The organism is Rubripirellula tenax, from assembly GCF_007860125.1.
Classification (GTDB): Bacteria; Planctomycetota; Planctomycetia; order Pirellulales; family Pirellulaceae; genus Rubripirellula; species Rubripirellula tenax.
On the sequence record NZ_SJPW01000002.1, the window covers coordinates 1,118,397 to 1,143,465 of the forward strand.

The following is a 25,069-nucleotide window of genomic DNA, read 5'->3' on the forward strand; positions in this document are numbered from 1 at the left end:
TTCATGAACCAGTCATCCGTCCTGTCCGCCCGCAGTATTTACAAGAGTTACCATAAAGACAAGATCGAAGTCCCCGTGCTTCGCGGCGTCGACGTCGACTTTGATCCCGGCGTGGTGACCGCATTGGTGGGACGAAGCGGCAGCGGTAAAAGCACGCTGATGCACTTACTGGCTACGCTGGATCGTCCCGATAAGGGCGAAGTCTATTTTCGTGGTCAGCGGATCGATGACGCCCCGCGAGCCCGTCGCGATGCTTTTCGCAACCAAGACATCGGAATCATTTTTCAGTTCTATCACCTGTTGCCCGAGTTATCGGCGCTGGAAAACGTGCTGGCGCCGACCATGATCAGCTGCAGTGTGTGGAACTACTTCACGCACCGCAAAGAAGTCCGCCTGCGAGCCGAAGCGATGCTCGATCGCGTCGGACTGCTGCACCGGGCGAAGCACAAGCCGTCGGAAATGAGCGGTGGTGAAATGCAACGAACGGCGATCGCCCGCGCATTGATGACAGACCCGTCGCTGCTGTTGGCTGACGAACCGACAGGCAACTTGGACACGGAAACCGGGCGAGACATTCTGAAACTGTTGTCACAGTTGAACCAGGACGATGGTTTGACGATCGTCATGATCACTCACGACGACTCGATCGCAGCCGGTGCCGACATATGCCACCGGATGAAGGACGGCATGCTGGAATCGGCTGGCGAATTCGCGAACAGCTCAGAGCCAATCCGAACGTCGTCGCCGGCACTTTCCGCGGCCTAGACACTCAACCGCGGGCTGCTGAACCAACAGCGGACGCATCGGAAATTCATGCGAACCTTCGACTGCATCGATTTGTCTCGATCAGTCATGGGCAAACGAACCAAATCATCGCAGGCACCCCAGCCATCCGACAAATTGCTCGGGCATCTTGCCAGTCTCGGCATCCCGTCGATCGACGAATACCGAAGCTGGTGCGCCGAGAACGGCTTTGGTTTGGGACTGAACAAACCCAAGCAGATGCTCGCCCGCGAACGCAATTATCGACGCGATGCGGCGATTCGTGAACGCTCGCTGCGCGTGAAGCGGCCGTCGAACAAGGAAACGATGTTCGCCATCGCGTTGGGACGAATCAAGCCGAGCGAGGTTGCCGGAATCGCCTATCGCGGAATGGACGAAGTCGTGCGAACCTTTGGCGGCGGTAAGGGGCTGACGGTACTGATCGAGCACCTATTTGCCGTTCGTTCGAAGATCGTTGGTGAATCCGAACAGGCGACCCGCTTGGTCGACGGCGGTGCCACGCTGATCGAAACGTTGGTGATGGTGGCTGCATCGCAATCGGACTGGCTGCGACCACTCGCCGATTGGCGGCCACGGACCCACAACGCAAAGCGGCAAATGCAGTCGCTGTTGCGACACCTGTTTGATCGTTTCGGCGAAGTGCCGTTGTTCATGGATCATGCCTGGGCGATCACGCGAGACGCTTCGGGCAAGCCGCTGGCGGAGGGAATACGATACCGCCGATGCTATGTCGATATGGGACGCGGCCGAAGTCGACGTAAGCTCGATTTTCCCATAGCCTTGACGAACTCGATGGCATCATATTTTCGCCAGGCACCGTCCACGCTTTCGATTCCTCAGGCGCTGCGTTGGTCACAAGTGATGGGTATCAGCAGCAATTCGGCGTTGGCAGCCGAAGTGATGGTTTCCCGATTGGGTGACGGGTTCGAGCACGAAGAATTTTGGCTCACGGTGCTGCACTGGTTGTCTAGCCAGCCGATGCTGGATCCCGTTCACGTTGGCCCGATCATCGACTACGTCCACAACCGACGCTTCGTTCCGGTGCATACGTTTGATGATCGCAATGGCATGCTAAGCATGACGCTGGCCGAACCCAACCTGACCATGAAAGGTCGCACGGCGACATCGATGCTGCGCCAAGTGGATGCTTGGCACCGATCGCTGGCCAACAGCAATCGATACCAAATCGCGAGCTGGAAATCGTCAGCGATCGGCGGTTTTGAAATGACCGAAGGATCGATAGCGGGCGAGAACTTGAAGATTTGGACGATCCGCGAACTTCTGAGCTCGAAATCACTCACGATCGAAGGACGTAAACTGGGGCATTGTGTCGCGACGTACGCGCGAAGCTGTTCCAACGGCGCGACATCGATCTGGACGATGGAAGTCGAGACGTTCACCGGCATCGAAAAGCGGGTGACGATCGAAGTCCGACCGGCGACTCGACAGGTTGTCCAAGTGCGCGGTCGACACAACCGCCGAATGACGGAACAAGAAGGCGGCATCATCCGCCGATGGTGCGTCCAAGCCGGGCTGACGATCAGCAAGTATGCGGGGTGAGAACTCGCAGTGTCAGGCTGAAAAGCCTGACGTACTTTTAGCGACGGCGGGTGACTTTGCGGTGCATCGGGTTGAGCACTTTTCGCAATGGCTTTTCTTCGACCTTTTGCACGACTTCGACGGGCACTTCGACCGTTTCAAAACCGTCCATCGAATCCCGTTTGAGTTCTTTGTTGATACGCTGCTCGATACTGGTCAACACATCGCCTTCGCCCGGGACCACGAACGTGTACGCCACTCCGTCGCGGCCCATGCGTCCGGTTCGACCGACACGGTGAACGTAGTCGTCACAATCTTGGGGCACGTCATAGTTGATGATGTGCGAGATCGTGCTGATGTCGATTCCCCGGCCGACCACATCGGTCGCGACCAGGACCTTCAGCTTGCGATCACGAAGGCTCTGTAGCACGCGGTCACGTTCGCGTTGTTGCATGTCCCCGTGCATGGATCCGCAATTGTCAAACGAGCGAGCCAGTTGTCGGTACAAACGGTCTGTGCCTCGTTTGGTACGACAGAACACGATCGCCTGCTCGGGATTTTCACGCTGGAGCAATCGTTCCAGCAGTTCGCCCTTCTTGTTTTGGGCAACGGTGAAGTAACGCTGCTCAATCGTTTCGACGGACATTTCGTCTTTACAGCAATCGATCACTTCTGGATCGACCATGTACGATTCGGCAAGACGGCGAACGGTCGGTGGCAAAGTTGCCGACAACAACAGCGTTTGCCGGTCTCGCGGACATTTCCGCAGGATCCGTTCGATTTGAGGCCGAAAGCCGATGTCCAGCATCCGGTCGGCCTCGTCCAAGACGACACACCAAACCTTGTCGGTCCGCAGCGATTTTCGTTGCAAGTGATCGTGCAGTCGGCCCGGCGTTCCCACGACGATTTGAACGCCGTTTTCGAGCTGGCGAAGTTGGCCCGTAATATTTTTCCCTCCGGCTAACACCGCGATCTCAGTGGGTTCGCCCCAAGCCAATCGTTGGGCTTCACGGCCCACTTGGTCGGCAAGCTCACGCGTGGGCACGACAATGATCGCTTGCGGGTCGCGGCATTCTTCCAGCGGATCGAGTTGTTCCAAGATCGGAATCGCGAAAGCGGCCGTTTTTCCCGTTCCGGTTCGAGCTTGGCCAATGACGTCGAGGCCATCGAGCGCTAACGGAATCAGAGCAGTTTGGATGGGGGAAGGGGTTTCAAAACCCGCTTTTTCCAACGCCCGACGCATCACGGGCGAGAGATCGAGGTCATCAAAGGAGGCGTCGGACGGAGATTTAGGTACGTTCATCCCGCAAGTGTAACGCGATTTAGGCGATCGGACTACGCGGGAATGCGGGAACGCCTAGGTTGCTCGGCCCGCCGCCGCCCGTTTGGCTGCATAGCGTTTGACGGCTTCATCCGCAACCACGCCGCCCAGAATCACGGCGCCGATGACGGCGTATTCAATGTTGGTGGGAATCCAATCGACCAGGGTGATCGTATTCTTCAGGACCTGCATCACCGCCGCGCCAATCACCACACCGATGATCGTTCCCTCGCCGCCGCGAAGCGAACAGCCACCCAGAACCGCGCCGGCGATCGCATAGAGTTCGTAAAAGTTCCCAAAGTCGACTGGCTGAGCGCTGCCCACGTCGAGCACAAACAACATCCCCCCCAAACCGCTAAGCCCCGCACAAATCACGTAGGCTAACACCGTGATGCGATCGGTATTGATGCCGCTTAGCCGCGTCGCCGTTTCGTTGCGTCCCAGCGCCAGCATGTAGCGACCGTAGACCGTGAAGTTCAAAAGCAGAATCGCCAGCACCGCGATCACCAACAAAATCACGCACGGCATCGGGATGCCAAAATCGGTCCCCGGCAAGCTGATTTGACCCTGCGACAACCATCGCAGGGATTGATAGTCGCCTTTGAATCCTTGGGTTTGATCCTGGACGATCCCACGGGTCAGTCCGCGATAGAACAGCAAGCCGCACAAAGTCACCACAAACGGCTGCAGCTTTAGCTTGGTGATCAGCGTGCCATGCAGTATCCCAATGCCAATCGATAGCGCCGCCACGATCGCCAATGTCACGGGAACCGAAAATCCTTGGTCGACCAACATCCACGGCAACAGGCAACCGACCAAACAGACCATCGACCCGATTGAAAGGTCGATTCCCGCGGTGATGATGACGAACGCCGCACCGATCGACAAAATACCGAACAGAGCGCTGCGTCGGAGCAGATTCTCGATGTTGTACTGGGTCAAAAACCGATCGCTCATCAGCGCCGTCATCACACAGATGAAGATCAGAAGCCCGAGGATGCCGAGTATTTTTTTCATGAGTTGCTGCCAGTCGCCAATTGCATGATCGTTTCTTCGTCGAATCGGTCGCGAGTCAGTTCGCCGGTGATGCGGCCTTCGTGCATCACCAACATGCGGTCGGACATCGACATCACTTCTTCCATTTCACTGCTGACGAACAGGATCGCCACACCACGCTGAGCCAACTCTTCCATTAACCGATAAATTTCTTGCTTGGCGCCGATGTCGACACCGCGAGTCGGTTCGTCCATCAATAGCACTTTCGGATTCATCGACAACCATTTGCCGATCACGACCTTCTGTTGATTCCCGCCCGACAGAAACTGAACCGCCAATCGATCGTTGGCCGCTTTGATGTTCATTTCCGCAATCATCTTGTCCGAATCAACGCGTTCTTGATGCCGGTTCATCCATCCGCCGAAACCTTGGTGGCGTGCCAGTCCCGGTAAACCGACGTTGGTTCGGATGCCTGATTCCAAAATCAAGCCTTCCGTCTTTCGATCCTCGGGCACCAGCGCCATCCCCGCATCGATCGCACCGCGACAATTCATCGGCGCAACCGTCACTCCATCCACCGAAACCGTACCCGCGACCGGGCGGTCCACACCAAAGATCGCACGCAGCGTTTCCGTTCGTCCGGCACCGACCAGGCCCGCCAAACCGACCATCTCGCCGGCGCGAATTTCGAAGCTTGACGAATGCTTGGGCCACATGAGTGTTCGCAAACCGTTGACGCGAAGCACGGGGGTCCCGATCGGGTGCTCGGTTCGAGCATAGAACTGAGAAATATCACGACCGACCATCCGCGATACCATCGCATCATGATTGATTTCGTCGCGTTGGAGTCCGCCGGCGTTTTGGCCGTCACGAAGCACGCTGACTCGATCCGCCAGACGCTGAATCTCTCGCAAGCGGTGCGAAATGTAGATGACCGTCACGCCGCGACCGCGCAGATTTTCGATGACTTTGAAGAGAGCCTCGGCTTCGTGCTGGGACAGACTGCTGGTCGGTTCGTCCATGATCAACACGCCAGCGTCGACGGACAACGCTTTGGCGATCTCGACCAATTGTTGCAACCCGATCGTCAGATCGCGGACCAAGGTGCGCGGCTCGATCTCTAGCCCCACCATCGACAAGAATTTGCGAGACTCGTTCTCGATCCGTCGAAAATCGATCAGTCCGAAGCGAGTCGGTTCGCGGCCGAGGAAGATATTGGCGCCGACGTCCAGATTGTCGGCCAGGTTCAATTCTTGGTGGATCAGCGCGATGCCCTGGTCCAACGCCGTTTCGACCGAATCGATGACGACCGGTTGTCCGTCGACCAAAACCTGGCCCTCGTCGGGTGGTTGCACACCGGCCAAAATTTTCATCATCGTGCTTTTGCCAGCACCGTTTTCGCCGATGACCGCGTGAACTTCACCCGGACGAAAATCGAGCGACACATCCGCCAGCGCCGTCACTCCGGCGAAACGCTTGGTGATGTTTCGGACTTCGAGCCGCGTTTCCGATGGACCGGTCACCGGGATCACTCTTCACCCAGGTTCTTTTTCAACTCGGCCCAATACTCGTCCACGTTGTCACGTCGAATTTGACGTGCGGGAATGTTCAAGAATCCGTTCTCGGGAATTTCCAACTCGGCCAACGACTTGCCTTGGGTCAGTCCCGCCAGCACCCGGACCGATTGACGACCGTACTCGAAGGGATTTTGCACAATGGTTCCGTGCACGTGGCCGTCGACGATCCCTTTCAGAGTTTCGTCGGCCTCGTCGAAGGCGATGACCTTGATCTTTCCCAATTTGCCGGCTTGTCCAAGCGCTTCCAACATCAGCGGCGGGTTATAGGCAAACAGTCCCACCATGCAGACCAGATCGCTGTGCCGAGACATCGCATCTTCGGCGTTCGCTTTGCCTTGGGCGCGGTCGAATTGGTCGGTGAACGTGCCGACCAGGTGCCATTTGCCTTCTTTAATTTCGGCGTCCGGAGGATCAAAACGCGACGAGTCCTCGCTGCGTCCCAGAATTTCGTCGATCACGCCTTGGCGACGACGACGCGCGTTGTCTTGTTCAAGCCGACCAACAAAGATTGCTACCTTGCCGCCGTCGGGCAACGCTTCGGCAATCAGTTGTCCACACATGCGACCTGCCAAATAGTTGTCCATCCCGATGTAACATTCGCGATTGGATGCGGGCGCATCGCTGTCGTGGGTGATGACGTGTGAGTACTTCGCCGCTTCGTTGATCAGTTCGGTTTGGTTGTCCGGATCGATGGGACTGATCGCGATCCCATCGGTGCCCTTGGTGATCAAATCTTCGATCATTCGCTTTTGGTCACCAATGCCTTCGGCCGGCATCAACACATCCACATCGGCGCCGAACTCTTCACCGGCTTGGCGGACACCCGATTCGGCAATGACCCAGAAAGACGCGACACCATTGGTGACGTATGCCACCGACGGACGATCCGCCGTCACGCCCGCGGTTCCCGGCTTCGAATCCGTTGACGAAGAGCTACAACCGGCAAAGCCGAACAAGGTCGCGGAGAATGCGATTGCGCAAACGGCCAGGAATCGTTTCATGGTCTGCTTTGATGAGAGTAGCGGTTAGTCCGATGGAACAGAGTTTAGGTGGGGCCGCAGCGCGTCGCAAGCATCAGGACCCAGCCAATCGCCGTCGCTCACCATGCCGTCGCACTCACACCGTTACTGCCCGCACGACCCATGCATCGCCTATTTGCGACGCGATTCGCGACGATCGCGGTTGAACGTGACCGGAAAGGCTTTGGGCTTGGATGCCGATGGACGATGAGATCGATAACGACGACTTTCGTCCCAGTATGCATCGCAGGAGAGTTTGAATTGGCCACATCGCAACCATCCACCGGACGCCTCGGCTTGGCTCGCTCGCATCGTCGCCCCGGCATGGAGCAGATGCTCGCACAATCTGCGTCGCCCAATGAAACCGATGCGGCGGCTCGCGTGATCAGCGAAACCGCTCACGACTTGCTTGCGCCACTAACATCGGTGCGTGAAGCGATCCGGTTGGTTCGCGATGGCGACCTCGGCTCGATCGCCCCAGGCCAACAAGACTGCTTGTCCGCCGCGATCGACCAATGCAACTGCATCGATCAAATGATTGGAGAGATGGTGCAATTAGAACGCCTGAGAACCGGTACGCCCCGAGCCAACCGGAGTTGGGTCGGCATCAGCCAAATTCGTCGACTTGTCGATGAATCGATCCGACCTTGGGCAGAACCTCGCAACATCGATGTGCTTTGGGATTTAGCCGATGAAGAAGCCTCGGTTGTCTTTGCCGACCAATCGATGATCCGACGATTGATCGTCAACCTGGTCACCAATGCCATTCGGGCCAGCCGCGAAGGCACTTGCATTTTGATTCGTTTGATGCGAGCGAAAAGCGACGAGACGATTTGCTGGACCGTGATCGATCAAGGTGTCGGAATCAGCGAAAGAGACATCAACCTGATCGCTGATCGGCAAGTCTCCTTCGCCGGAGGCGAGGGCTTGGGACTCTCGATTTGTCGGCAACTGGCTGCTGTCCATTTTTCCCCCCTACAAATTCGATCGCGTTTGGGCGTCGGCACCGAAGTCAGTTTCTTAACGCCAGCGTCGGGCCCTCGATCCGTCGCATCGGCGTGGTCACGCTTTCGTGTCGCCGCGCGCATCGCCCAACAGGGTCCGTTGCAAAAACCCGTCCAACGCACGGGCGTTCGCGCCGTTCGATCGGCGGCTGAAATACAACCGGTCGGCGGCGAGAATCGCGTCCGACTGGATCCACCGTCGGTGGCGATCGAGATCTCACACGAAACGACCAAGCCACGTTGCGAAGACCGCTTGGCGGCCGGAGTGGTGACGTTGGGCGCAACGGTGTCTCGCGAGGCGGCCGACGCATTTGACCAATTGTTGCAGTCACATTTGCAAATGTACGAATTGGTGTACCGTACCGACACGCGGCGATGGGTGTGGGTTTTGGACTGTGATGCCCACGGAATTGACAATCGGATCACGTCGATCACCAGCGCTGCCAGCGCAGAAATCGGTGGCGTGCGGATGGCTTGGTCGGCTCCGCAAATGATTCCCATCGACGAGCGGCGAACCGAATCGCGGATCGCCGATCTGATGGTCCGCGAATCGTTGGCGGCATCGACGTCATCACGCGTTTCGGATCAAAACGAAGTCCGCCTGGGCTCGTCACCGATTGTCCATTCAGAATCCGCCGCGGTGAGGTTGGACGTCGAACTGCGACGACTGGGCGAACAAATGCGAGGACAGACCCATCGAATTCGCGCACAAGCCCGCAGCTTGCGACCGAACGCCTAGCGCTCGTCGGAGCCGAACCTCGCTGGTTCACGATGGTATCGATTCGTTATGATCGGCCATGCCTGATACCGAATCCCTTGCTGCTCGAATCGCTGACCGCATCCGTCCCGGCGAGATGTCGTCGGTCGTTTGGGCGACGGCGTGGTTCTTCTTTATTTTGCTGGGCTATCTGATCGTTCGCCCCGTCCGTGAAACGATGGGCAGTATCGGTGGTACGCGCCAGCTTCAGGGTTTGATGGCGGTCACGTTCGTCGCCATGCTGGTCGCCGTACCGATTTACTCGGCGTTGGTGGCGAGGCTTCCCCGACGATGGTTGGTGAGGGTTGTCTTTCACTTTTTCGCAGCGTGCCTGTTCGCGTTTTTTGTGTTGATGCGAATCGATCACGAAAGCACGCAAGTCTGGACGGCTCGCGCCTTCTTTGTCTGGGTCAACGTCTTCGCCTTTTTTGCCACCAGTGTTTTCTGGAGCGTGTTAGCGGACCTGTTCACTAGCGAGCAAGGCAAGCGACTGTTCGGACTGGTCGCGGCTGGCGGCACCGCTGGCGCGATCACCGGTTCAATCATCACCAGCCGGCTTGCCGGTGTGCTGTCGACCAGTTGGCTGCTACTGATTCCGATCGTGATGCTGGAAGTCGGTTTGGCGTGCGCGTGGCGATTGGAAAAACAGATTGCGAAGCGACCGCTTTCCCCCGATCGCTACGCCCCCGCTGGTGATGACAAGCCGACCGGCGGCGGATTGATGAGCGGCATCACTCAGGTTTTTCAGTCACGCTATCTGGCGACGATTTGCGTGTTTCTGTTGTGCGCCCAGGCTTGCGGGACGCAGCTGTATTTTGAACAAGCTGAAATCGTCAACGCAACGATCGAAACGAAGGAAGAGCGGACGCAACTGTTCGCTCACTTGGATCTCGGTGCCCAAGTGCTAACGCTGCTGACTCAGGCACTGTTGTCGAGCGTGATCCTACGACGATTCGGCGTTGCGGTTACGTTAGTCATCCTGCCGATCGTCTATGCGGTTGGCTTCGCATCGCTTGCGTTCCATCCGACATTGGCAACCTTGATGGTCACCATGATAGCCACGCGGGCAACGGGGTATGGCATCACGGTACCGGCGCGAGAAGTCTTGTTTACCGTCGTCAGCCGTGAAGAGAAATACAAGTCCAAGAGCTTCATCGATACGGTGGTGATGCGCGGCGGCGACGCGATGTCTGGACAGATATTCGGTTCGCTGCGCGCGATCGGATTCAGCTTCGCGGCACTTAACTTGGCAGTGCTGCCCGCCGTCGGCATCTGGGCCTACGTGGCGATGCGGTTGGGGAAGCAGCAAAAGGAACGGCAGGACCAGCAGCAACCCCTTGTCGAACAGTCGAGCGAACAGAGCTGAAAACCAGTTTGCGAAGGACTGCTTCGGCGACCGAAGATTGCCCATCGACGAGATGACATCACGAGTCATCCAAACGGCCCGCTTTCGTCCCAAGGGGCTGTTTTTCGGTTTCCCAACGATGCTGGGCGGCATCAAAGGCGGCGCCGAACGGATGCACCCATGAACGTGGTCATTGTGGTATCCGAATGACACGCAACGTTTGACCCGCGGAATCGGGAATCGTGGCCAGCCACTGCATATCGTCAGAGATGGCGATCGCCTTGATGTATAGGTTTCCTCCGACATTCAATCGTTTGATGGGTTCGCCGCTGATTGCGTCCCAAAGGGTCACCTGTCCACGGCCACCCGAGTAGATCCGTTTTCCGTCGGGCATGAATCCAATGCTCCACTGGATTTCGTGGTCGGTGTCGATCTTCATCACATTCGCCCGCGTCGCGGTATCGAAAACGTCGATCGCATAACCGCTGGTGATCGCCACCCGGCCACCGTCGGGCGAGAACGCGACTGCTTGGGGACGCCCGCGTCGCATTTCCGTTCGGTGGATTTCGGTAGCGTTTTTTAAGTCCACGGTAACGACCGATTGCCCGTCGGTCGCCAACGCTTCCAATCCCTTGCTGGGCAAGTGAATCGCCATCACCGATTTGGGAAACGCATTGAGTTTTCGGAAGCTGACCGTTCCATTTTGCGCCACGGGTTGCCACACCAATTGCCCGCGCGAGGACCCCGACATCATGTACGTCGACGTCGGGCTGATCGACAACGATTGCACTTCGTCGGAATGACCGGCGATGAATTGACGATCGGTTAGTTGGCCCGATTCGTCCATCTGCCATGTAGCGATCGTACCCTTGTAACCCGCCGCGATCACCCGCTTGCCGTCTGGCGAAAAAGCAACGGCGGTAACCTGACCAAGGTCGTCTCGCAAATCATCAATCTCGACAATTTGCTTGCCGTTGACCAAGTCGAAGATCAACAACTTCGCATCCATCTTGCCGGCCACCAGGAACCGCTTGTCAGGCGAGAACGCGAGCGACTTGACGGACCAACCCATATCGGCAAATGAGTAAACGACGTCGGCATCCAACCCTTCGTCATTGCGATTGGTTGCCCGTGATTCGGGGCGAGACGTTGGTCGGCGAGAAGACGGATCAGGCGAAGGCGGGGTACGGTTCGTCGGTTCGAACGGATTGATGGCCGGTCGCCGCAGCGAATCGGTGGGCGGCAACTCCGGCATCGGCTGAAACGGATTGGGTTGAAACGGAGGCGGTGTATAGCTGGGCGGCGCGTATCCCGGTGGCATATACCCGGGTGGAAATTGGTTGGGGGAAAATTGGTTTGGCGGCACGACCGGGACGTTTCCGAAGTTCGCCGGTGGCGACGTTGATTCGACCGGAAGAACGCTTGGGCGTGGGGGCTGCAAAGCGTCGCGTGACGGCAACTCGGGTTCCATCTTTTCCATCTTTCCCATCTTTCCCATCTTTTCTAGCATTTCTGGCATTTCTGGTTGCGGAAATGCGGGCATGCGACGTGCCGGCTGCATGAAACTGATGACCAGAACCGTGACCCAAATCGCCGACAACAGCAGCATCACGTAGCCGATAATCAGCCCCGTCAATGCCAACCCGTCGCCGGTTAGCCGACCGCCCGAATTCTTAATTCGATTCATCGCCATGTGCCCGGTGACGACGGCGACGATCGACGTCACCAACGACAAACCCATCAAACAAAACGCGAAGATCGAAAGAACGCCAAAGACCAGACTGGTGATCGCCAAGCTAGACGGCGACGCGGGCGCGACGGTCACCAGCGCAGGCATCGGGCGGGCGAGTGGATGGCCAGAATTTGGCGCGGCCGCGAAAGCTCGGACGGTCGGTGACGAAGCCGTCGCTTCAACACCCATATAGGCTTCCTCCTCGGCGTCCGACTCGACACGCTGGCGCAGTTGCGCCGCCATGTCCATTTTCGCCGCGTCCAGCAATCTCGCCGATGGTCCCGGAGGCGTCGATTGCAGCAGCGCCACCGTGTTGGTCACCAAAACAATCGGTGTCATGATCAGCCCCCACGGAAAACCCCACCAACCGGCAAACAGCGTTGTGACCGTTGCCTTGATCGCGGCGTTCTTGCCACAACGGTGACAACCGAAAACGGTCGCGTCCGTCGTCCAGGTCAAGATGATGACGCTGATCACCTGTTGGCCGCCGTGGAAATCCAACGGGCCTGGACCACCGCACCGGGCGCACGCCGCGTCGCGCATTTGCCAAGCGCGTTTCGAAATGATGTCGTCAGGAATATCGCCGACATAGTTGATCGTCCGCCCGACTTCGAGGCATTTGGCGTTGCAGTAGCGTTTGCCGCCTTCGGATTTTCCGCCGCCAAGAATGAACGAATTACATGCTCCGCAATAAGGCATCTACAGCCTCCTGAACGCCGATGGCAAAACCGAGTGACGATGACCGAGTCGCTCGACAGCATATCCGCATCCCGTTTCCGAATGGCGTTCACCAGCCCCGCGAATTCTCGGACGGCAAACTATCGGTGTCGGTTGTACGACATCGCGATCGGCATCCCCAGGATTCCTGACAGCGGGAAAACCCATATGGCGAATGCGACACAGTGCCATGTTTGGATCGCGGCAAACGGATTGCAGAACGCCAACACCGTACCGACCAACGCGACCGGCAACAGCCAGCCGATGGTGATCAACGCCGCGGCGCCGGTGCTGGCGAAGTTTGCTCGCACCAGCGCGACCGCGACCCATGTGGCGGCCACCGCTTTGGCAACCAACATCGTGATGATCACCGGTGCAATCCAGTGACTCATTTCGCGCAGCTTAGCCATGGTCGTATCCCAATCGGTTTGCCGTGCGAACCACATCGCGAACCAGCCCACCATACCCAACCCGACGATGGTGACCCCGGCGACGACGGCGATGGCAAGCCAGTCTCGTCCAGCCATCGATGTCCAGGCGAGACCTGCGGTTGACCCCAGAATGGCCGCAGAAACCGTGACCACGATCATCGTCGATAGGCGAACGCCGATCGAAAACCATTGATCGCGACCCCCCAACGACTCGGCCTGCGTCAAAGCCCACTCAAACCAAATCTGTCGGTTCGATGGCCAAGCTGACCAACCGACAAACACGATGGAAAGGCAAGAGAAGATCGCCATCATCATCGCGATCGAGACCGCGAAACGTGTCCAAGCGATAGCCGCATCTGTCATCGGAATCGGCCCCAGAAACGGCGACAACATCGACGAGCCCTCAGTGTCCACCATATTGGCACCGCTGACGGCAACGCCGCCCCACACGGCGAACCCGACGACTGCGAAGGTGACAGAAACAGCGTGCAGCGGAAACACGAGCGTCAGCAACAAGATCGACGGAATCACCATCCAAGTGATCGTCCGCGTCAATCGATCGCGTGTTCCGGCGAACTCGTACCACGCCAGCGCTCGGATCGGACGAGTGAAGTCACGACGCTGATCGGCCCCATCCATCCAGTACGACCACCATTTCGCTTTCGCACCCGTTGAACGCTTCGCAACCGCTGGAATGATTCCATCGGGCGAAGTCCGAGCAAGCTCGATGGCTCGCAGGGCTGCGAAAGCGGCGAAGACAAAATTAACGATCGTAAAAATGGTGCTGAACCAAAACGCGGCCAATCGCCATCGAACGAATTGGATATTCAATGAGTTCACATACAGAATCAAAACACCGTACGAAGCGACGGCGGCGAATGGCAAAATGACGAACCGGAGCCAAGGCCACTGCATCGGCCGCCACGCGACTGCCATCGCCCAGATCGCGACCGCCGAAAACGCAAAGCAGGGAATCAATCGCGGAACGGGTTCCGCGGTCGCGTAGCGAATGAACGTTACGAAGATCAGCCACAAAATGCTGATCCAAAGCGTCTTCAGCACCAGCGGCACCATCGCGATCTTCCACGACTGGATGGGACTTCGCAGGATGAACCGGTCACAGTTGCTGTCGATCAAACCGACGCTCTTGCCGCTGCTGAAGTCAAACAGCACAAAGGTGGCGAAACCGGCCGGCAGGAAACTCCAAACCATCAACACACCCAACCACGGCAAGTCAGTCCGCGTGCCGTCGCGAAGAATCAATTCCAACATCGCACCAATGGAAGTTCCGATAACGATGATCGCGATCAAACAGAGTGCAGGCGTGCGACTGCGAGAGATCGCCAATCGCGTGAGCGCGAGTGCTTCAGACATTTGCGAGTTCCTCTTTGGCAGCATCGGCGGCGCTGCGACTGACGCGGGCCGCAAACCAGCGTTCCAGCGACAACGGCCGCGTCTCGATCAGCTCGTAAGTGGATGCGAACACGTTGCGGTCAAATGCATCGGACTTGACGACCGCCGACCACTCATCGCCGCTGGCCTGCCACCCGAATACGCCATCGAACTGGGGTTTCGCAATCGTCGGTACGCGGTTGCGGAAAACGATCTCGATGTAGCTGGCCGACAGATCGTTCGACGTCGTCGTTTCAATGATGCGACCGTCATGCATCAACGCCACGTGGTCACACACGCGATCGACTTCGTCGAGCAGGTGGCTGGAAAACAGAACCGTTCGACCGTCGTCGTTGATCGTTCGGATGATGGCTTCCAAAATGTCACGTCGGGCGATCGGGTCCAAGCCGCTGGACGGCTCGTCCAAGATCAACAGCTCCGGCCGATGAGCGATCGCGACCAACAAACCTGCGCGGGCCCGACCGCCCTTCGACAGCGAGCTCAACTTGGTCGATCGAGACAGCGAAAACAGATCGCAAAGCTGGGCCGCATAGGCTTCGTCCCATGTGGGATAGAGCGCGCGAGTGAAATCGATCAACTCGCCCACGCGAATCCACTTGGGAAGCGAATCCTCTTCGGTCAAATACCCGATGCGTTTCAAAACGCCTTCAGGGTCGGCGACCGGATCATCGCCAAGCACACGAACACGGCCGTGGGTGGCTTTCAGCGAGCCGATCAAGTGCCGGATCAACGTCGTCTTACCGGCGCCGTTGAGTCCCACCAGACCAAAGATGGTGCCCGAGGGAACCACCATGCTCACTTCGTCCAGTGCAACCTTTCCGCGAAAGGAACGGCTCAGTCCGGTCACTTCGACGGCCGCGGTTTCGACGAAAGAGGGCGGTTGGATCGCATCAGTCATGAACGTTCTCCATCATTCGAAATTTGGGAGTCGCGTTTGGCTAGCAGCTCGACAACGTCATCAAGCTGGAAACCGAGGTGACGGGATTGGATGATCAGATTGTCCAAGTGCCTTTCCAGCATCCGACGCCGCTCGGCGACGCTGCGGCGCTGGGTCAACTCGGCGACGAACGTGCCGGTGGTCCGTCGTTTTTCGACCAGACCTTCGACCTCCAGCTCACGATAGGCACGAGCGACGGTGTTCGGGTTGACCTGCAGCGTTTCCGCCAGAGTTCGCATCGCCGGAAGTTCGTCGCCGGCGTTCAAGCCGCCGGTGACGATGCGATTGCGGATCTGATCGACGATCTGTTGATAGATCGGGACGCCGTCGGAATTGAGGTGGATCTGCATGACTGACCTGTTGTGTTAATTCATTGATACAACAAGCCCGATGCGGATGTCAAGTCATTTTTGAAAGCAACTGCGCCACATTGCCGGCGTTTCACGCGTGCAACTGGAAGATTTTGCCTTTTTCGGCAAATGGGGTTGCCCCACCTGGTCCGATCTTGCGATAGCCCAAAGCAACGAATCACCGACATCGTCGCGACCGCAACGGGCGCGCCGCCAACTTGGCTTCAAGCGACCATTCAACGAATCGCAGGAGTACCCACCTCATGAACCGTCCACCACTATCCTTTCGGCCGATCTTTCGATCCGCCGCGGCCATCGCCTTGGTGATCGGCCTATCGATGTCGGCCACTGCGCAAGACATGGCTCCCGAATTCGGCGCCGAGCCTGCTTCGCCAATGGCCGGCATGTTCAGCAACCTGAATCCCGCAAACTGGAAGATGCCCAATTTCAAGAGCATGCTGCCGGGCCAGGAAGAGAAAGCCCGGATCGTAGAAAAGAAAGATGGGCTGTTTGCGGAAGTGAAAAAATCGGCTTCGACCAGTTGGGCCAAGACCAAAGAAGTCTTCAACCCTCAAAAACTGAACCCCGTCAACTTCTTTCCGGCATCATCACGAACCGAATCGATCGACGAAGAGCCCAAACCAGGGTTCTTCCGGTCGTTGTTCACGCCCGCGCCGGCACAAGAGCCTCAAACCGAAACCGTCCAAGATTTCTTGAAGCAGTCGCGTCCGAATTAGGCCACCGACCCGTTGTTAGACCGAGGCGGCTTCTTGCAAACCGAAGGCGAACAGCGTCTCGCGAAGGCGCTGGGCTTCCTGTTCATTCAGCGGCGTCATCGGCAATCGCAGCTCGCCGCTGTCGCGACCCACCATTTGCATCGCCGCCTTGACCGGAATCGGATTGGTGGCGATCCCCAGCATGTTGCTGCACAAAGCGAACATCCGGTGGTGCAGCTTCTGAGCCGTGGCGAAATCACCTGCTGCGGCTGCCGCGACCAGCTCGATCATCGGGGTCGGCGCCAAGTTACCGACGACAGAGATGACACCTTCGGCGCCGACGCTCATCATCGGCAGCGTCAATGAATCGTCGCCCGACAGCACGGTCAAATCGGTCGTGCCCAGGATCGCCGAGCACTGGTCCAACTTGCCGGTGGCTTCCTTGACCATCGTGATGCCGGCCAAGTGCGAAAGTCGCTGAATCGTTTCGACGTCAATTTCCTTGCCCGTTCGGCCGGGGATATTGTAGACACAGACCGGAATGTCGACGTCTTCGGCGATCGCCTTGAAGTGCTGAAAAAAACCTTCTTGGGTCGGCTTGTTGTAGTACGGAGCGACTTGCAGGGTCGCGTCGGCGCCTTCTTTGGCGGCGCGCCGGGTCAGCCGGAGGGCTTCGGCGGTGCTGTTGCTGCCCGTGCCAGCCATCACTTTGGCTCGGCCCGCCACGCACTGGATCACCTCGCTGATGACACGCTCGTGCTCGTCGTGCGACAGCGTCGGCGATTCCCCGGTGGTTCCGGCGGGAACGATGCAGTTGGTGCCTGCAGCGATTTGAAACTCAATCTGCTCGCGGAGCCGCGAATAATCCACATCGTCACCATTGAATGGCGTGATGATCGCGACGGACAGACCGGCAAACTCAGAACCCTTGCGTTGGGCCATGAAAACTCTCACTGCGAATGGACTGGAAGGACAGGGCCGAAGTGTACCAGCCCCGAGTGTTTTTGCTAAAGGACCGAAAAGCCCGGAAACTGAAAAGCATGGAATACGGGAAATTCGTTCGTCTCTTTGGGCTTGCGTGACCGGCTTCTTACGCCATACTTACCCGCTTCGTGTGAAAATCCCTGGCTGCGATTACCGCGCCAACACACCAAACGTGGCCGCTATTTTCCATCGCCGGCAACGTACACCCATTCATTATCACTTTTGACAGCTTAAGGTAACGCATCGATGGCCGACGTATTTCAAGTCGAAACTCGCAATGAAGTTGGTTCGGCAGCCACTCGGCGTCTGCGTCGCACAGGCATGATTCCTGCGGTCCTTTACGGCCACGGCGAAGCGAACAAGCACTTGGCCATTCCTGAGGCCCAAGTCCGCACTTTGCTGCGTCACCACGGCAAGATGGTCGAACTGGCTGGCGATTGCAAAGAAACAGCTTTGGTCAGCGACGTTCACTGGGATCCCATGGGCATCGACGTCTTGCACCTGGACCTGGTTCGCGTGAACCTGAAGGAATTGGTCGAAGTAACGATCCCGATTCGTGTTCACGGCGAGTGCGTCGGCGTTCGCGACGGCGGAATGCTGCTGGAAAACTTCCACGAAGTCGAAATTCGCTGCCCTGCCGGCTCGATTCCCGAAAACATCGGCCTGGACGTCACCGAACTCGCGATGGGCGCCCACTTGACGGCTGCCGACCTGGAAATGCCGTCCGGAGCCGAGTTGGTAACCCCAGGCGACACGGTCGTTTGCCACGTCGAAGAACCACGCAAATCGGCCGATAGCGACGAAGCGGAAATGAACATGGGCGCAGAGCCTGAAGTCATCGCCAAGGGTGGCGAGAAGGACGAAGAGTAACGAGTCGGTGAAGTTAATCGTTGGGCTGGGCAATCCGGGTCGCAAATACGACCAAACGCGACACAACATCGGGTTTGTCGTGGTAGATAAGGTCGCAAGCCTGGTTTCGGCCAGCCCATCGAAGGTAAAGTTTGAGGGCTTGCTGGCTGAGGCCTTGATCAGCGGTGAGAAAGCGGCCCTGCTTTGGCCACAAACCTACATGAACGCGAGCGGCCAAAGCGTCCGTAAAGCGCTCGATTTTTACAAGCTAGAAGCGAAAGATGTGCTGGTAGTTTGCGACGACCTGAACTTGCCATGCGGAAAGATTCGGTTAAAAGCAAATGGATCGGCAGGCGGCCAGAAAGGGCTTGCAGATACCATTCGCCACTTACAGACAGATGAGTTTGCGAGATTAAAGATAGGAATCGGTCGGCCTCCCGAAGGTTGGGAGGTCACCGATTATGTACTCGGGAGATTCTCGAGCACAGAGAATGAAGCGATCGAGGATGCCGCCACCGTGGCCGCTCGAGCTGCGATTTGCTGGGCAACCGATGGCGCCACCATCGCGATGAACCGGCACAATGCGGAAGAGAAGAAAGAGACCAAAACGAAGCGAACGAACGGGACATCAAAAAAGCCCACCACTGAACCTAAACGTCCCTGATACGCTGGACCTAATTCGAACAGCGTAGCGACAGAATCCTAACGTCTAACGACCAAAACTGTTTTAGAGAGATTGACCGAACGTGGCTAAGAACACTTACGAAACGCTGCTGATCCTGGACAGCAACTTGTATGCTCGCGACCCAGGCACCGTTGCCAGCCAAATCAGTGACATCATCACTGAAGCCGGTGGTGACGTTTTGGTCAGCCGACTTTGGATGGAACAAAAGCTGGCTTACCCGATCAATAAGCACCAAAAAGGTACTTATTGGCTGACGTACTTCGAAATGGAAGGCCCAAACCTGCCGAAGATCGATCGCGCGTTTCAATTGTGCGAGCCAGTGCTTCGCCAAATGACGCTGAAGCTGGAACCACGGTTGATCGAGCCGATTTTGGCCAACGCCCGCGGCGAATCGATTCGCGTTTCAGCATCCTCCGCTGAGCAGGCCGAAGAGGAAACCGAAGACGCCACAGAAAACGATGATTCCGAAGTCGAAGTGTAGGCGTTAAGACCGATCGCCGAGGAGACACAAAACCCTCTTCGCCATCCGAGAGCAAACCATGGCCAGCTATAACCGCGTAATGTTGATGGGGAACTTGACTCGAGAAATCGAGCTGAAGTACACGCCTGGCGGTACAGCGGTGATGGAAAATGCCGTCGCGGTCAACGACCGTCGAAAATCAGCTAGCGGTGAATGGGTCGAAGAGACCACATTCGTCGATGTGACGTTTTGGGGGCGAACGGCTGAAGTGGCCAGCGAGTACCTTGGAAAGGGATCGCCAGTCTTCATCGAAGGACGACTGAAACTCGACACTTGGGAAACCGACGGTCAAAAGCGAAGTAAGTTAAGAGTCATTTGCGAGCGGATGCAGATGCTTGGTGGCGGGCCCAACAGCAGTGGCGGCGGGCCAGCGGGCAGCCAGTCCAAACCAGCCAATCGACCGACGCGAAGCGAAGACCAGGGCGGACATGGCTCTAACAACAGCGAACGCCCATCAACGCCGCGAACCAACGAGAACCGCGACTCCGCCAACCCGGCCAGCGCTGGGCAACGAACGGCACAACCCACCGGTGACGGACCAGGATACGACGAGCCAGACATTCCGTTTTAGCGTTCGACAAGATCTGCTACGCTACCGCACCTGCCAGGCCTCCTAAAGATGCGCCGAGCAGCAACGACCTCGACAAAACACACACATTTCCATCCAACTGAACAATCGTTTCGACCATTCCGAGTCCTGATATGCCAACCTCCACACCCCGTAAACGTGACCAGACCTTCAAGCGATTGCCCAAGGGTGAAAATGGTGGCGTTCAATTGTTGTTGATCCACAACGTCGAGCACCTCGGCCGCCAGGGAGACATCGTCGAAGTCAAACCCGGCTTTGCGCTCAACTTCCTGCTACCTCAAGGATTGGCAACCGTCGCGACGGACCACCACAAACGAATGGTCGACAAGCATCGCGAGAAATTGCGTGCGATCGAACTGGAAAAGCTAAGCGAGTTCCGAAAACAAGCGGACGAACTTGGCAAGCAATCGATCACGATCGAAGCCAATGCCAACGACGAAGGCCATCTGTACGGCAGCGTCGGACCGCACGAAATTGTCGATTCGCTCAAAGCGGCCGGCTTTACGTTGGCGACAGACCAAATTCGCCTAGAGGGTCCGCTGAAGGAACTCGGCCTCTACACGGTCAAGGTTCACCTGCACAGCGAAGTCGACGCGAGCGTCAAGGTCTGGGTCGTCCCAACCGTGACCGCCGACATGGCCGGCAAGGAATAGAACAGCCAGTCGCGACAATCACGCTGCAAGAAAAAACGGGGGATCGGCAAGTCCCCTGGAAAAATATTCGGCAAGCAGTAAAGTCTTCGGCTGACCGCACCGATGACAGGTACTGCGAGTGAACAATCTACTGTTAACAGAGTAAGTCGCCCGGCGCTTGTGCCCCATGTGCCGGTGCGATGTGACAGGAGCCTCAACTGCCCCTGAGGCTCCTGTCACCTTTTTTCCTGAATCTGCTTGGCGCTTTGATGCCCTAGCCAAGGGCCAGGTTTCTTGTAGACTTTCGATTGTTCTCTTCGGATTCAAATGCGGGGCTGTGGCGGAACTGGCAGACGCGCTAGACTTAGGATCTAGTTCCTTACGGAGTGCAGGTTCGATTCCTGTCAGCCCTATTTGAACCTCCCGATTGAGGTAGTTTTGGAGACCTCTTGCTGAGTCTCCGGTCGGAATTCCGGCTGTCTTTTTTCGAAATAGATCGACAAAGACTTCTCAATTTGCTTTGCTCGTCATTGACCGCTTAGCATCTCGCAAATACATTTAGCCGCAAAATGACGTGCTTTTAGGCTTGGCGGCGACCGAAGTGGTATGCCGGGCTCGCTTCTCATCACGACGCGACCATGCGTCGCCCACTTGATGACCTCTTCGGAGGCCCCTTGGCATCGTTTTCAGTTCCCCAGCGTTTGACTGGTGAACCAGGATCGATCGGCTTAGGGATCACTGCAAGCACGATATTCCAAACTTCCGCCCCGAAATTCACACTGACTTACGGCTCCACAAGAGAAAAATCGATGGCCAAATCACAGATGGTTTACTACTTCGGTAAAACGAAGACCGAAGGCGCAGATGCCTCCAAGAGCATCCTCGGCGGCAAAGGCGTCAACCTGGCCGAAATGACTCGGATCGGTTTGCCCGTGCCTCCCGGATTCACGATCACGACGGAGTGCTGCGACGCGTATTACAAAGCCGGTAAAAAATTGCCTGCCGGTTTGATGAACGATGTGAATGCGGCTGTGAAGACGCTCGAGAAAGAACTGGACAAAAAGTTCGGCGACGATTCGAACCCATTGCTGGTCAGCGTCCGCAGCGGTGCAGCGGTCAGCATGCCCGGCATGATGAACACGATTTTGAACCTGGGTCTCAACGACGCCGCCACCGAAGGCTTGGCGAAAGCAACCAAGAACGAACGATTCGCTTACGACGCGTATCGTCGCTTGATCAACATGTTCGGCGACGTCGTGATGGGCATGGACCACCACGCGTTCGAAACGGCGTTCGACAAAGTCAAAAAGAAATACAAAGTCACCGAAGACACCGAGGTTCCGGCCGAAGGTCTGAAGCAACTTTGCGAAGACTACAAGGACCTTTACAAGAAGGTAAATGGCAGCGAGTTTCCGCAAGATCCGATCAAGCAACTCGAGTTGTCGATCATGGCAGTTTTCGGGTCGTGGAATACGAGCCGAGCTGTTCGCTATCGCGAAATCGAAGGCATCCGCGGCTTGCTCGGCACCGCCGTCAACGTTCAATCGATGGTCTATGGGAACATGGGCGACGATTCGGGAACGGGCGTTGCGTTCACTCGCAACCCGAACACGGGCGAGAACAAGTTCTTTGGCGAGTTCTTGATCAATGCTCAGGGCGAAGACGTCGTCGCTGGCATTCGCACGCCACAACCGGTCGCGGAAATGCCGAAGTGGAACCGAGCGGTCCACAAGGAATTGCTGGACATCAAGAAGACTCTTGAAGACCACTACAAAGAAATGCAGGACATCGAGTTCACGATCGAGCGTGGCACGCTGTACATGCTGCAAACACGAACCGGCAAACGCACCGGAGTTGCCGCGGTCAAGACGGCGTGCGACATGGTCAAAGAAGGTTTGATCACCGAGAAGGAAGCCGTCATGCGGGTTCCCGCCAACGACTTGACCCAATTGTTGTTGCCCAGCTTCAAGCCGACCGCTCGCAACGCTGCTGATGTGCTTTGTCGCGGTCTGCCCGCGTCGCCGGGTGCGGCGGTAGGCAAGTTGGTCTTCAGCGCCCCGGAAGCTCGCGAAGCTGCCGAAGCTGGATTGAAAGTCATCTTGGTCCGCAAGGAAACCAGCCCCGAAGACGTCGACGGCATGAACGCGGCGGCTGGAATTTTGACCAGCACGGGCGGCATGACCAGCCACGCCGCCGTTGTGGCTCGCGGTTGGGGCAAGTGCTGTGTTGCCGGTGCCGGCGAAGTCGAAATCGACGAAAAGGGCAAGAAGATCAAGGTCGCCGGCCGAACCTTCACGGGCAAGGACATCATCAGCTTGGACGGAACGACCGGCGAAGTGATGTCGGGTGAAGTCGAAACGCAAGAACCCAAGTTGTCGGGCGACTTCGCGAAGCTGATGAAGTGGGCCGACGGATTCCGAACCCTCGGCGTTCGTACCAACGCCGATTCGCCTGCCGACGCCAAGCGTGCTCACGAATTTGGTGCTCAAGGGATTGGTCTTTGCCGAACCGAGCACATGTTCTTTGAAGCCGACCGAATCATTCACATGCGTGCAATGATTTTGGCAAGCACGGAGAAAGATCGTCGCGCCGCTTTGAAGAAATTGCTGCCTTTCCAACGCAAGGACTTCGAAGGCATCTTCAAGGCGATGGACGGATTGCCCGTGACGGTTCGATTGCTTGACCCACCGTTGCACGAATTCCTGCCACACGATCCAGAATCGCAAAAGGCAATGGCAAAGGAACTTGGTGTCAAGCCAGCCGACATCGTCAAGCGGGCCGAAGCACTGCACGAATCCAACCCGATGCTTGGACACCGTGGTTGCCGTTTGAGCGTGACGTACCCCGAAATCCTTGAAATGCAAGTTCGTGCGATCGTCGAAGCAGCGATCTCGTGTGCGGGCAAGAAGATCAAGGCGATGCCGGAAATCATGATCCCATTGGTGGGCACCGCCGCGGAGCTTTCGATGCTTCGCGCCAAGGTCGAAGCCACGATCAAGGAAACCGTGGAAGCGAAGAGCTTCGCCGGCAAGTTGGACATTTCGATCGGAACGATGATCGAAATTCCTCGAGCCGCCCTAACGGCGGACAAGGTCGCCGAGCACGCGGACTTCTTCAGCTTCGGCACCAACGACTTGACTCAGATGACGTTCGGCTACAGCCGCGACGACATCAATACATTCTTGCCCGACTACTTGTCGCAAGACATTTTGCACGTCGACCCTTTCCAATCGCTTGACCAAGAAGGCGTCGGCCAGTTGGTTGAAATGGGCGTTCAAAAGGGGCGTTCGACCAAGAGCAAATTGAAGATCGGTATCTGTGGCGAACACGGTGGCGACCCAGCGTCGGTCGACTTCTGTCACCGCGTCGGTCTGGACTATGTCAGCTGCAGCCCGTTCCGAGTGCCGATCGCACGATTGGCTGCGGCCCAAGCGGCGCTGCGAAACGCCAAGAGCAAGAAGTAGTTTCGAGTGCACTTCGGGTAAACGATGACTTACCCAGTTACTAAGTTAGGGAGGGGCCTGCGGATGTGTCCGCGGGTCCCTTCTTTTTTGCCAGCCGTGCAGACAAGACCAGCCGCGCAGCGAAGAATCAATCGCGGTCCACGGCTGCTACCGCAACTTCAACCCAAGACGAGATAAGTGATGAGCGATCCTTACGCTAAATACAACGAAGTCGAAAAGCTGATCGACGCCGAAAAATTCGAAGAAGCCATCGCCGGGCTGAATGAAATCGTCGCCCAAGACGACACGTTCGTGCTTGCCCATTTGGCGTTGTCACGAGCCTACACCAAGACGGGTCAACACGATTTGGCCATCGCCCATGGCGAGAAAGCGTGTGAATTGGAACCGACGGATTCGTTCAATTTCACCGCACTCAGCGTCACCTACCAACGGGCCTGGGCCGGAACGCAGGAACAGGTCTACATCACCAAGGCCGAAGACGCGATGGCCAAGGCCCAATCGATCGGCCAGGGCTAACAAACGACAGAGCCGCCCCCCCCTGGCGACGGCAGTGACTCGACCATGACACGTCGCAGCAGCGGAAAAACCCCTCTGCAGGGCATGTACTTTGACATTTGGGACCCAGACTTTTACACGGCTGTTACAAAGTTGGGCTTCGTGACCCAGGGGTGTTTACACAGTTTTCAGTACACTTTGGCCATCTTTTCAG

Annotated in this window: 21 protein-coding genes and 1 tRNA gene; 13 read left to right on the plus strand and 9 right to left on the minus strand. The window is 57.2% G+C overall.

The window, feature by feature from the left end; translation table 11 throughout:
- Nucleotides 1–3 precede the first annotated feature (3 nt).
- Together Poly51_RS09890 and Poly51_RS09895 are read left to right on the plus strand one after the other, a co-directional pair.
- A complete protein-coding gene (locus Poly51_RS09890) occupies nt 4–765 on the plus strand; it encodes an ABC transporter ATP-binding protein (protein ID WP_146456760.1) in 762 nt (253 codons plus the stop codon).
- 48 nt (nt 766–813) lie between these two features.
- Nucleotides 814–2,343 (plus strand): PcfJ domain-containing protein, encoded by a 1,530-nt coding sequence (locus Poly51_RS09895; protein WP_146456762.1) that lies wholly within the window; start codon nt 814–816, stop codon nt 2,341–2,343.
- A gap of 37 nt (nt 2,344–2,380) precedes the next feature.
- Here Poly51_RS09895 and Poly51_RS09900 read toward each other — a convergent pair whose 3' ends face one another.
- Genes Poly51_RS09900 through Poly51_RS09915 form a run of 4 tightly spaced genes read right to left on the minus strand, consistent with a single transcriptional unit; the run spans nt 2,381 to nt 7,217 of the window.
- Nucleotides 2,381–3,625: a DEAD/DEAH box helicase gene (locus tag Poly51_RS09900; RefSeq protein WP_146456764.1), complete on the minus strand. Its 1,245-nt coding sequence runs from the start codon at nt 3,623–3,625 to the stop codon at nt 2,381–2,383.
- A 54-nt stretch (nt 3,626–3,679) separates the two neighbouring features.
- On the minus strand, nt 3,680–4,660 hold the full coding sequence (locus Poly51_RS09905) for an ABC transporter permease (RefSeq protein ID WP_146456766.1): 981 nt from the start codon (nt 4,658–4,660) through the stop codon (nt 3,680–3,682).
- The gene (locus tag Poly51_RS09910; protein ID WP_146456769.1) at nt 4,657–6,162 is read right to left on the minus strand and encodes a sugar ABC transporter ATP-binding protein; all 1,506 of its coding nucleotides are present in this window, start codon (nt 6,160–6,162) and stop codon (nt 4,657–4,659) included. The genes Poly51_RS09905 and Poly51_RS09910 overlap by 4 nt, the downstream gene beginning before the upstream one ends.
- A gap of 5 nt (nt 6,163–6,167) precedes the next feature.
- The gene (locus Poly51_RS09915; RefSeq protein WP_146456771.1) at nt 6,168–7,217 is read right to left on the minus strand and encodes a sugar-binding protein; all 1,050 of its coding nucleotides are present in this window, start codon (nt 7,215–7,217) and stop codon (nt 6,168–6,170) included.
- Nucleotides 7,218–7,496: 279 nt separating this feature from the next.
- Between Poly51_RS09915 and Poly51_RS09920 the strand changes: the two genes are divergently transcribed.
- Nucleotides 7,497–8,978, plus strand: coding sequence for a sensor histidine kinase (locus Poly51_RS09920; protein WP_186775445.1), 1,482 nt, complete (start codon nt 7,497–7,499; stop codon nt 8,976–8,978).
- Nucleotides 8,979–9,036: 58 nt separating this feature from the next.
- Complete coding sequence (locus Poly51_RS09925; RefSeq protein WP_146456775.1) at nt 9,037–10,362, plus strand: NTP/NDP exchange transporter; 1,326 nt, start codon at nt 9,037–9,039, stop codon at nt 10,360–10,362.
- Between the two features lie 169 nt (nt 10,363–10,531).
- Here Poly51_RS09925 and Poly51_RS09930 read toward each other — a convergent pair whose 3' ends face one another.
- The 4 genes from Poly51_RS09930 to Poly51_RS09945 all read right to left on the minus strand — a co-directional run bounded on the left by Poly51_RS09930 (nt 10,532) and on the right by Poly51_RS09945 (nt 15,921).
- On the minus strand, nt 10,532–12,772 hold the full coding sequence (locus Poly51_RS09930; protein ID WP_146456777.1) for a DUF4190 domain-containing protein: 2,241 nt from the start codon (nt 12,770–12,772) through the stop codon (nt 10,532–10,534).
- A 119-nt stretch (nt 12,773–12,891) separates the two neighbouring features.
- Nucleotides 12,892–14,595: a hypothetical protein gene (locus Poly51_RS09935; protein WP_146456779.1), complete on the minus strand. Its 1,704-nt coding sequence runs from the start codon at nt 14,593–14,595 to the stop codon at nt 12,892–12,894.
- Complete coding sequence (locus tag Poly51_RS09940; protein ID WP_146456781.1) at nt 14,588–15,532, minus strand: ABC transporter ATP-binding protein; 945 nt, start codon at nt 15,530–15,532, stop codon at nt 14,588–14,590. The genes Poly51_RS09935 and Poly51_RS09940 overlap by 8 nt, the downstream gene beginning before the upstream one ends.
- On the minus strand, nt 15,529–15,921 hold the full coding sequence (locus Poly51_RS09945; RefSeq protein WP_146456783.1) for a GntR family transcriptional regulator: 393 nt from the start codon (nt 15,919–15,921) through the stop codon (nt 15,529–15,531). The genes Poly51_RS09940 and Poly51_RS09945 overlap by 4 nt, the downstream gene beginning before the upstream one ends.
- A gap of 263 nt (nt 15,922–16,184) precedes the next feature.
- Between Poly51_RS09945 and Poly51_RS09950 the strand changes: the two genes are divergently transcribed.
- Entirely contained in the window at nt 16,185–16,658 is a 474-nt protein-coding gene (locus Poly51_RS09950) for a hypothetical protein (RefSeq protein WP_146456785.1), read from the plus strand.
- 15 nt (nt 16,659–16,673) lie between these two features.
- On the opposite strand, the gene dapA is transcribed toward Poly51_RS09950, so the two are convergent.
- A complete protein-coding gene (gene dapA / locus Poly51_RS09955; protein WP_146456787.1) occupies nt 16,674–17,579 on the minus strand; it encodes a 4-hydroxy-tetrahydrodipicolinate synthase in 906 nt (301 codons plus the stop codon).
- A gap of 288 nt (nt 17,580–17,867) precedes the next feature.
- Between dapA and Poly51_RS09960 the strand changes: the two genes are divergently transcribed.
- From Poly51_RS09960 to Poly51_RS09995, 8 genes are all read left to right on the plus strand, one after another.
- Nucleotides 17,868–18,491 carry a 50S ribosomal protein L25 gene (locus Poly51_RS09960; RefSeq protein WP_146456789.1) on the plus strand — a complete coding sequence of 208 codons (624 nt, stop codon included), beginning with the start codon at nt 17,868–17,870 and terminating at the stop codon, nt 18,489–18,491.
- Between the two features lie 7 nt (nt 18,492–18,498).
- Nucleotides 18,499–19,134: an aminoacyl-tRNA hydrolase gene (pth, locus tag Poly51_RS09965; protein ID WP_146456791.1), complete on the plus strand. Its 636-nt coding sequence runs from the start codon at nt 18,499–18,501 to the stop codon at nt 19,132–19,134.
- Nucleotides 19,135–19,216: 82 nt separating this feature from the next.
- The gene (gene rpsF, locus Poly51_RS09970) at nt 19,217–19,636 is read left to right on the plus strand and encodes a 30S ribosomal protein S6 (RefSeq protein WP_146456793.1); all 420 of its coding nucleotides are present in this window, start codon (nt 19,217–19,219) and stop codon (nt 19,634–19,636) included.
- Between the two features lie 58 nt (nt 19,637–19,694).
- Nucleotides 19,695–20,246 carry a single-stranded DNA-binding protein gene (locus Poly51_RS09975; protein WP_146456795.1) on the plus strand — a complete coding sequence of 184 codons (552 nt, stop codon included), beginning with the start codon at nt 19,695–19,697 and terminating at the stop codon, nt 20,244–20,246.
- Nucleotides 20,247–20,377: 131 nt separating this feature from the next.
- Nucleotides 20,378–20,917 (plus strand): 50S ribosomal protein L9, encoded by a 540-nt coding sequence (gene rplI, locus Poly51_RS09980; RefSeq protein ID WP_146456797.1) that lies wholly within the window; start codon nt 20,378–20,380, stop codon nt 20,915–20,917.
- A gap of 310 nt (nt 20,918–21,227) precedes the next feature.
- Nucleotides 21,228–21,309 (plus strand) — tRNA-Leu (locus Poly51_RS09985).
- Between the two features lie 396 nt (nt 21,310–21,705).
- Nucleotides 21,706–24,360: a pyruvate, phosphate dikinase gene (gene ppdK, locus Poly51_RS09990; RefSeq protein WP_146456799.1), complete on the plus strand. Its 2,655-nt coding sequence runs from the start codon at nt 21,706–21,708 to the stop codon at nt 24,358–24,360.
- 180 nt (nt 24,361–24,540) lie between these two features.
- Complete coding sequence (locus Poly51_RS09995) at nt 24,541–24,876, plus strand: tetratricopeptide repeat protein (RefSeq protein WP_246114389.1); 336 nt, start codon at nt 24,541–24,543, stop codon at nt 24,874–24,876.
- The last annotated feature ends 193 nt before the right edge of the window (nt 24,877–25,069 follow it).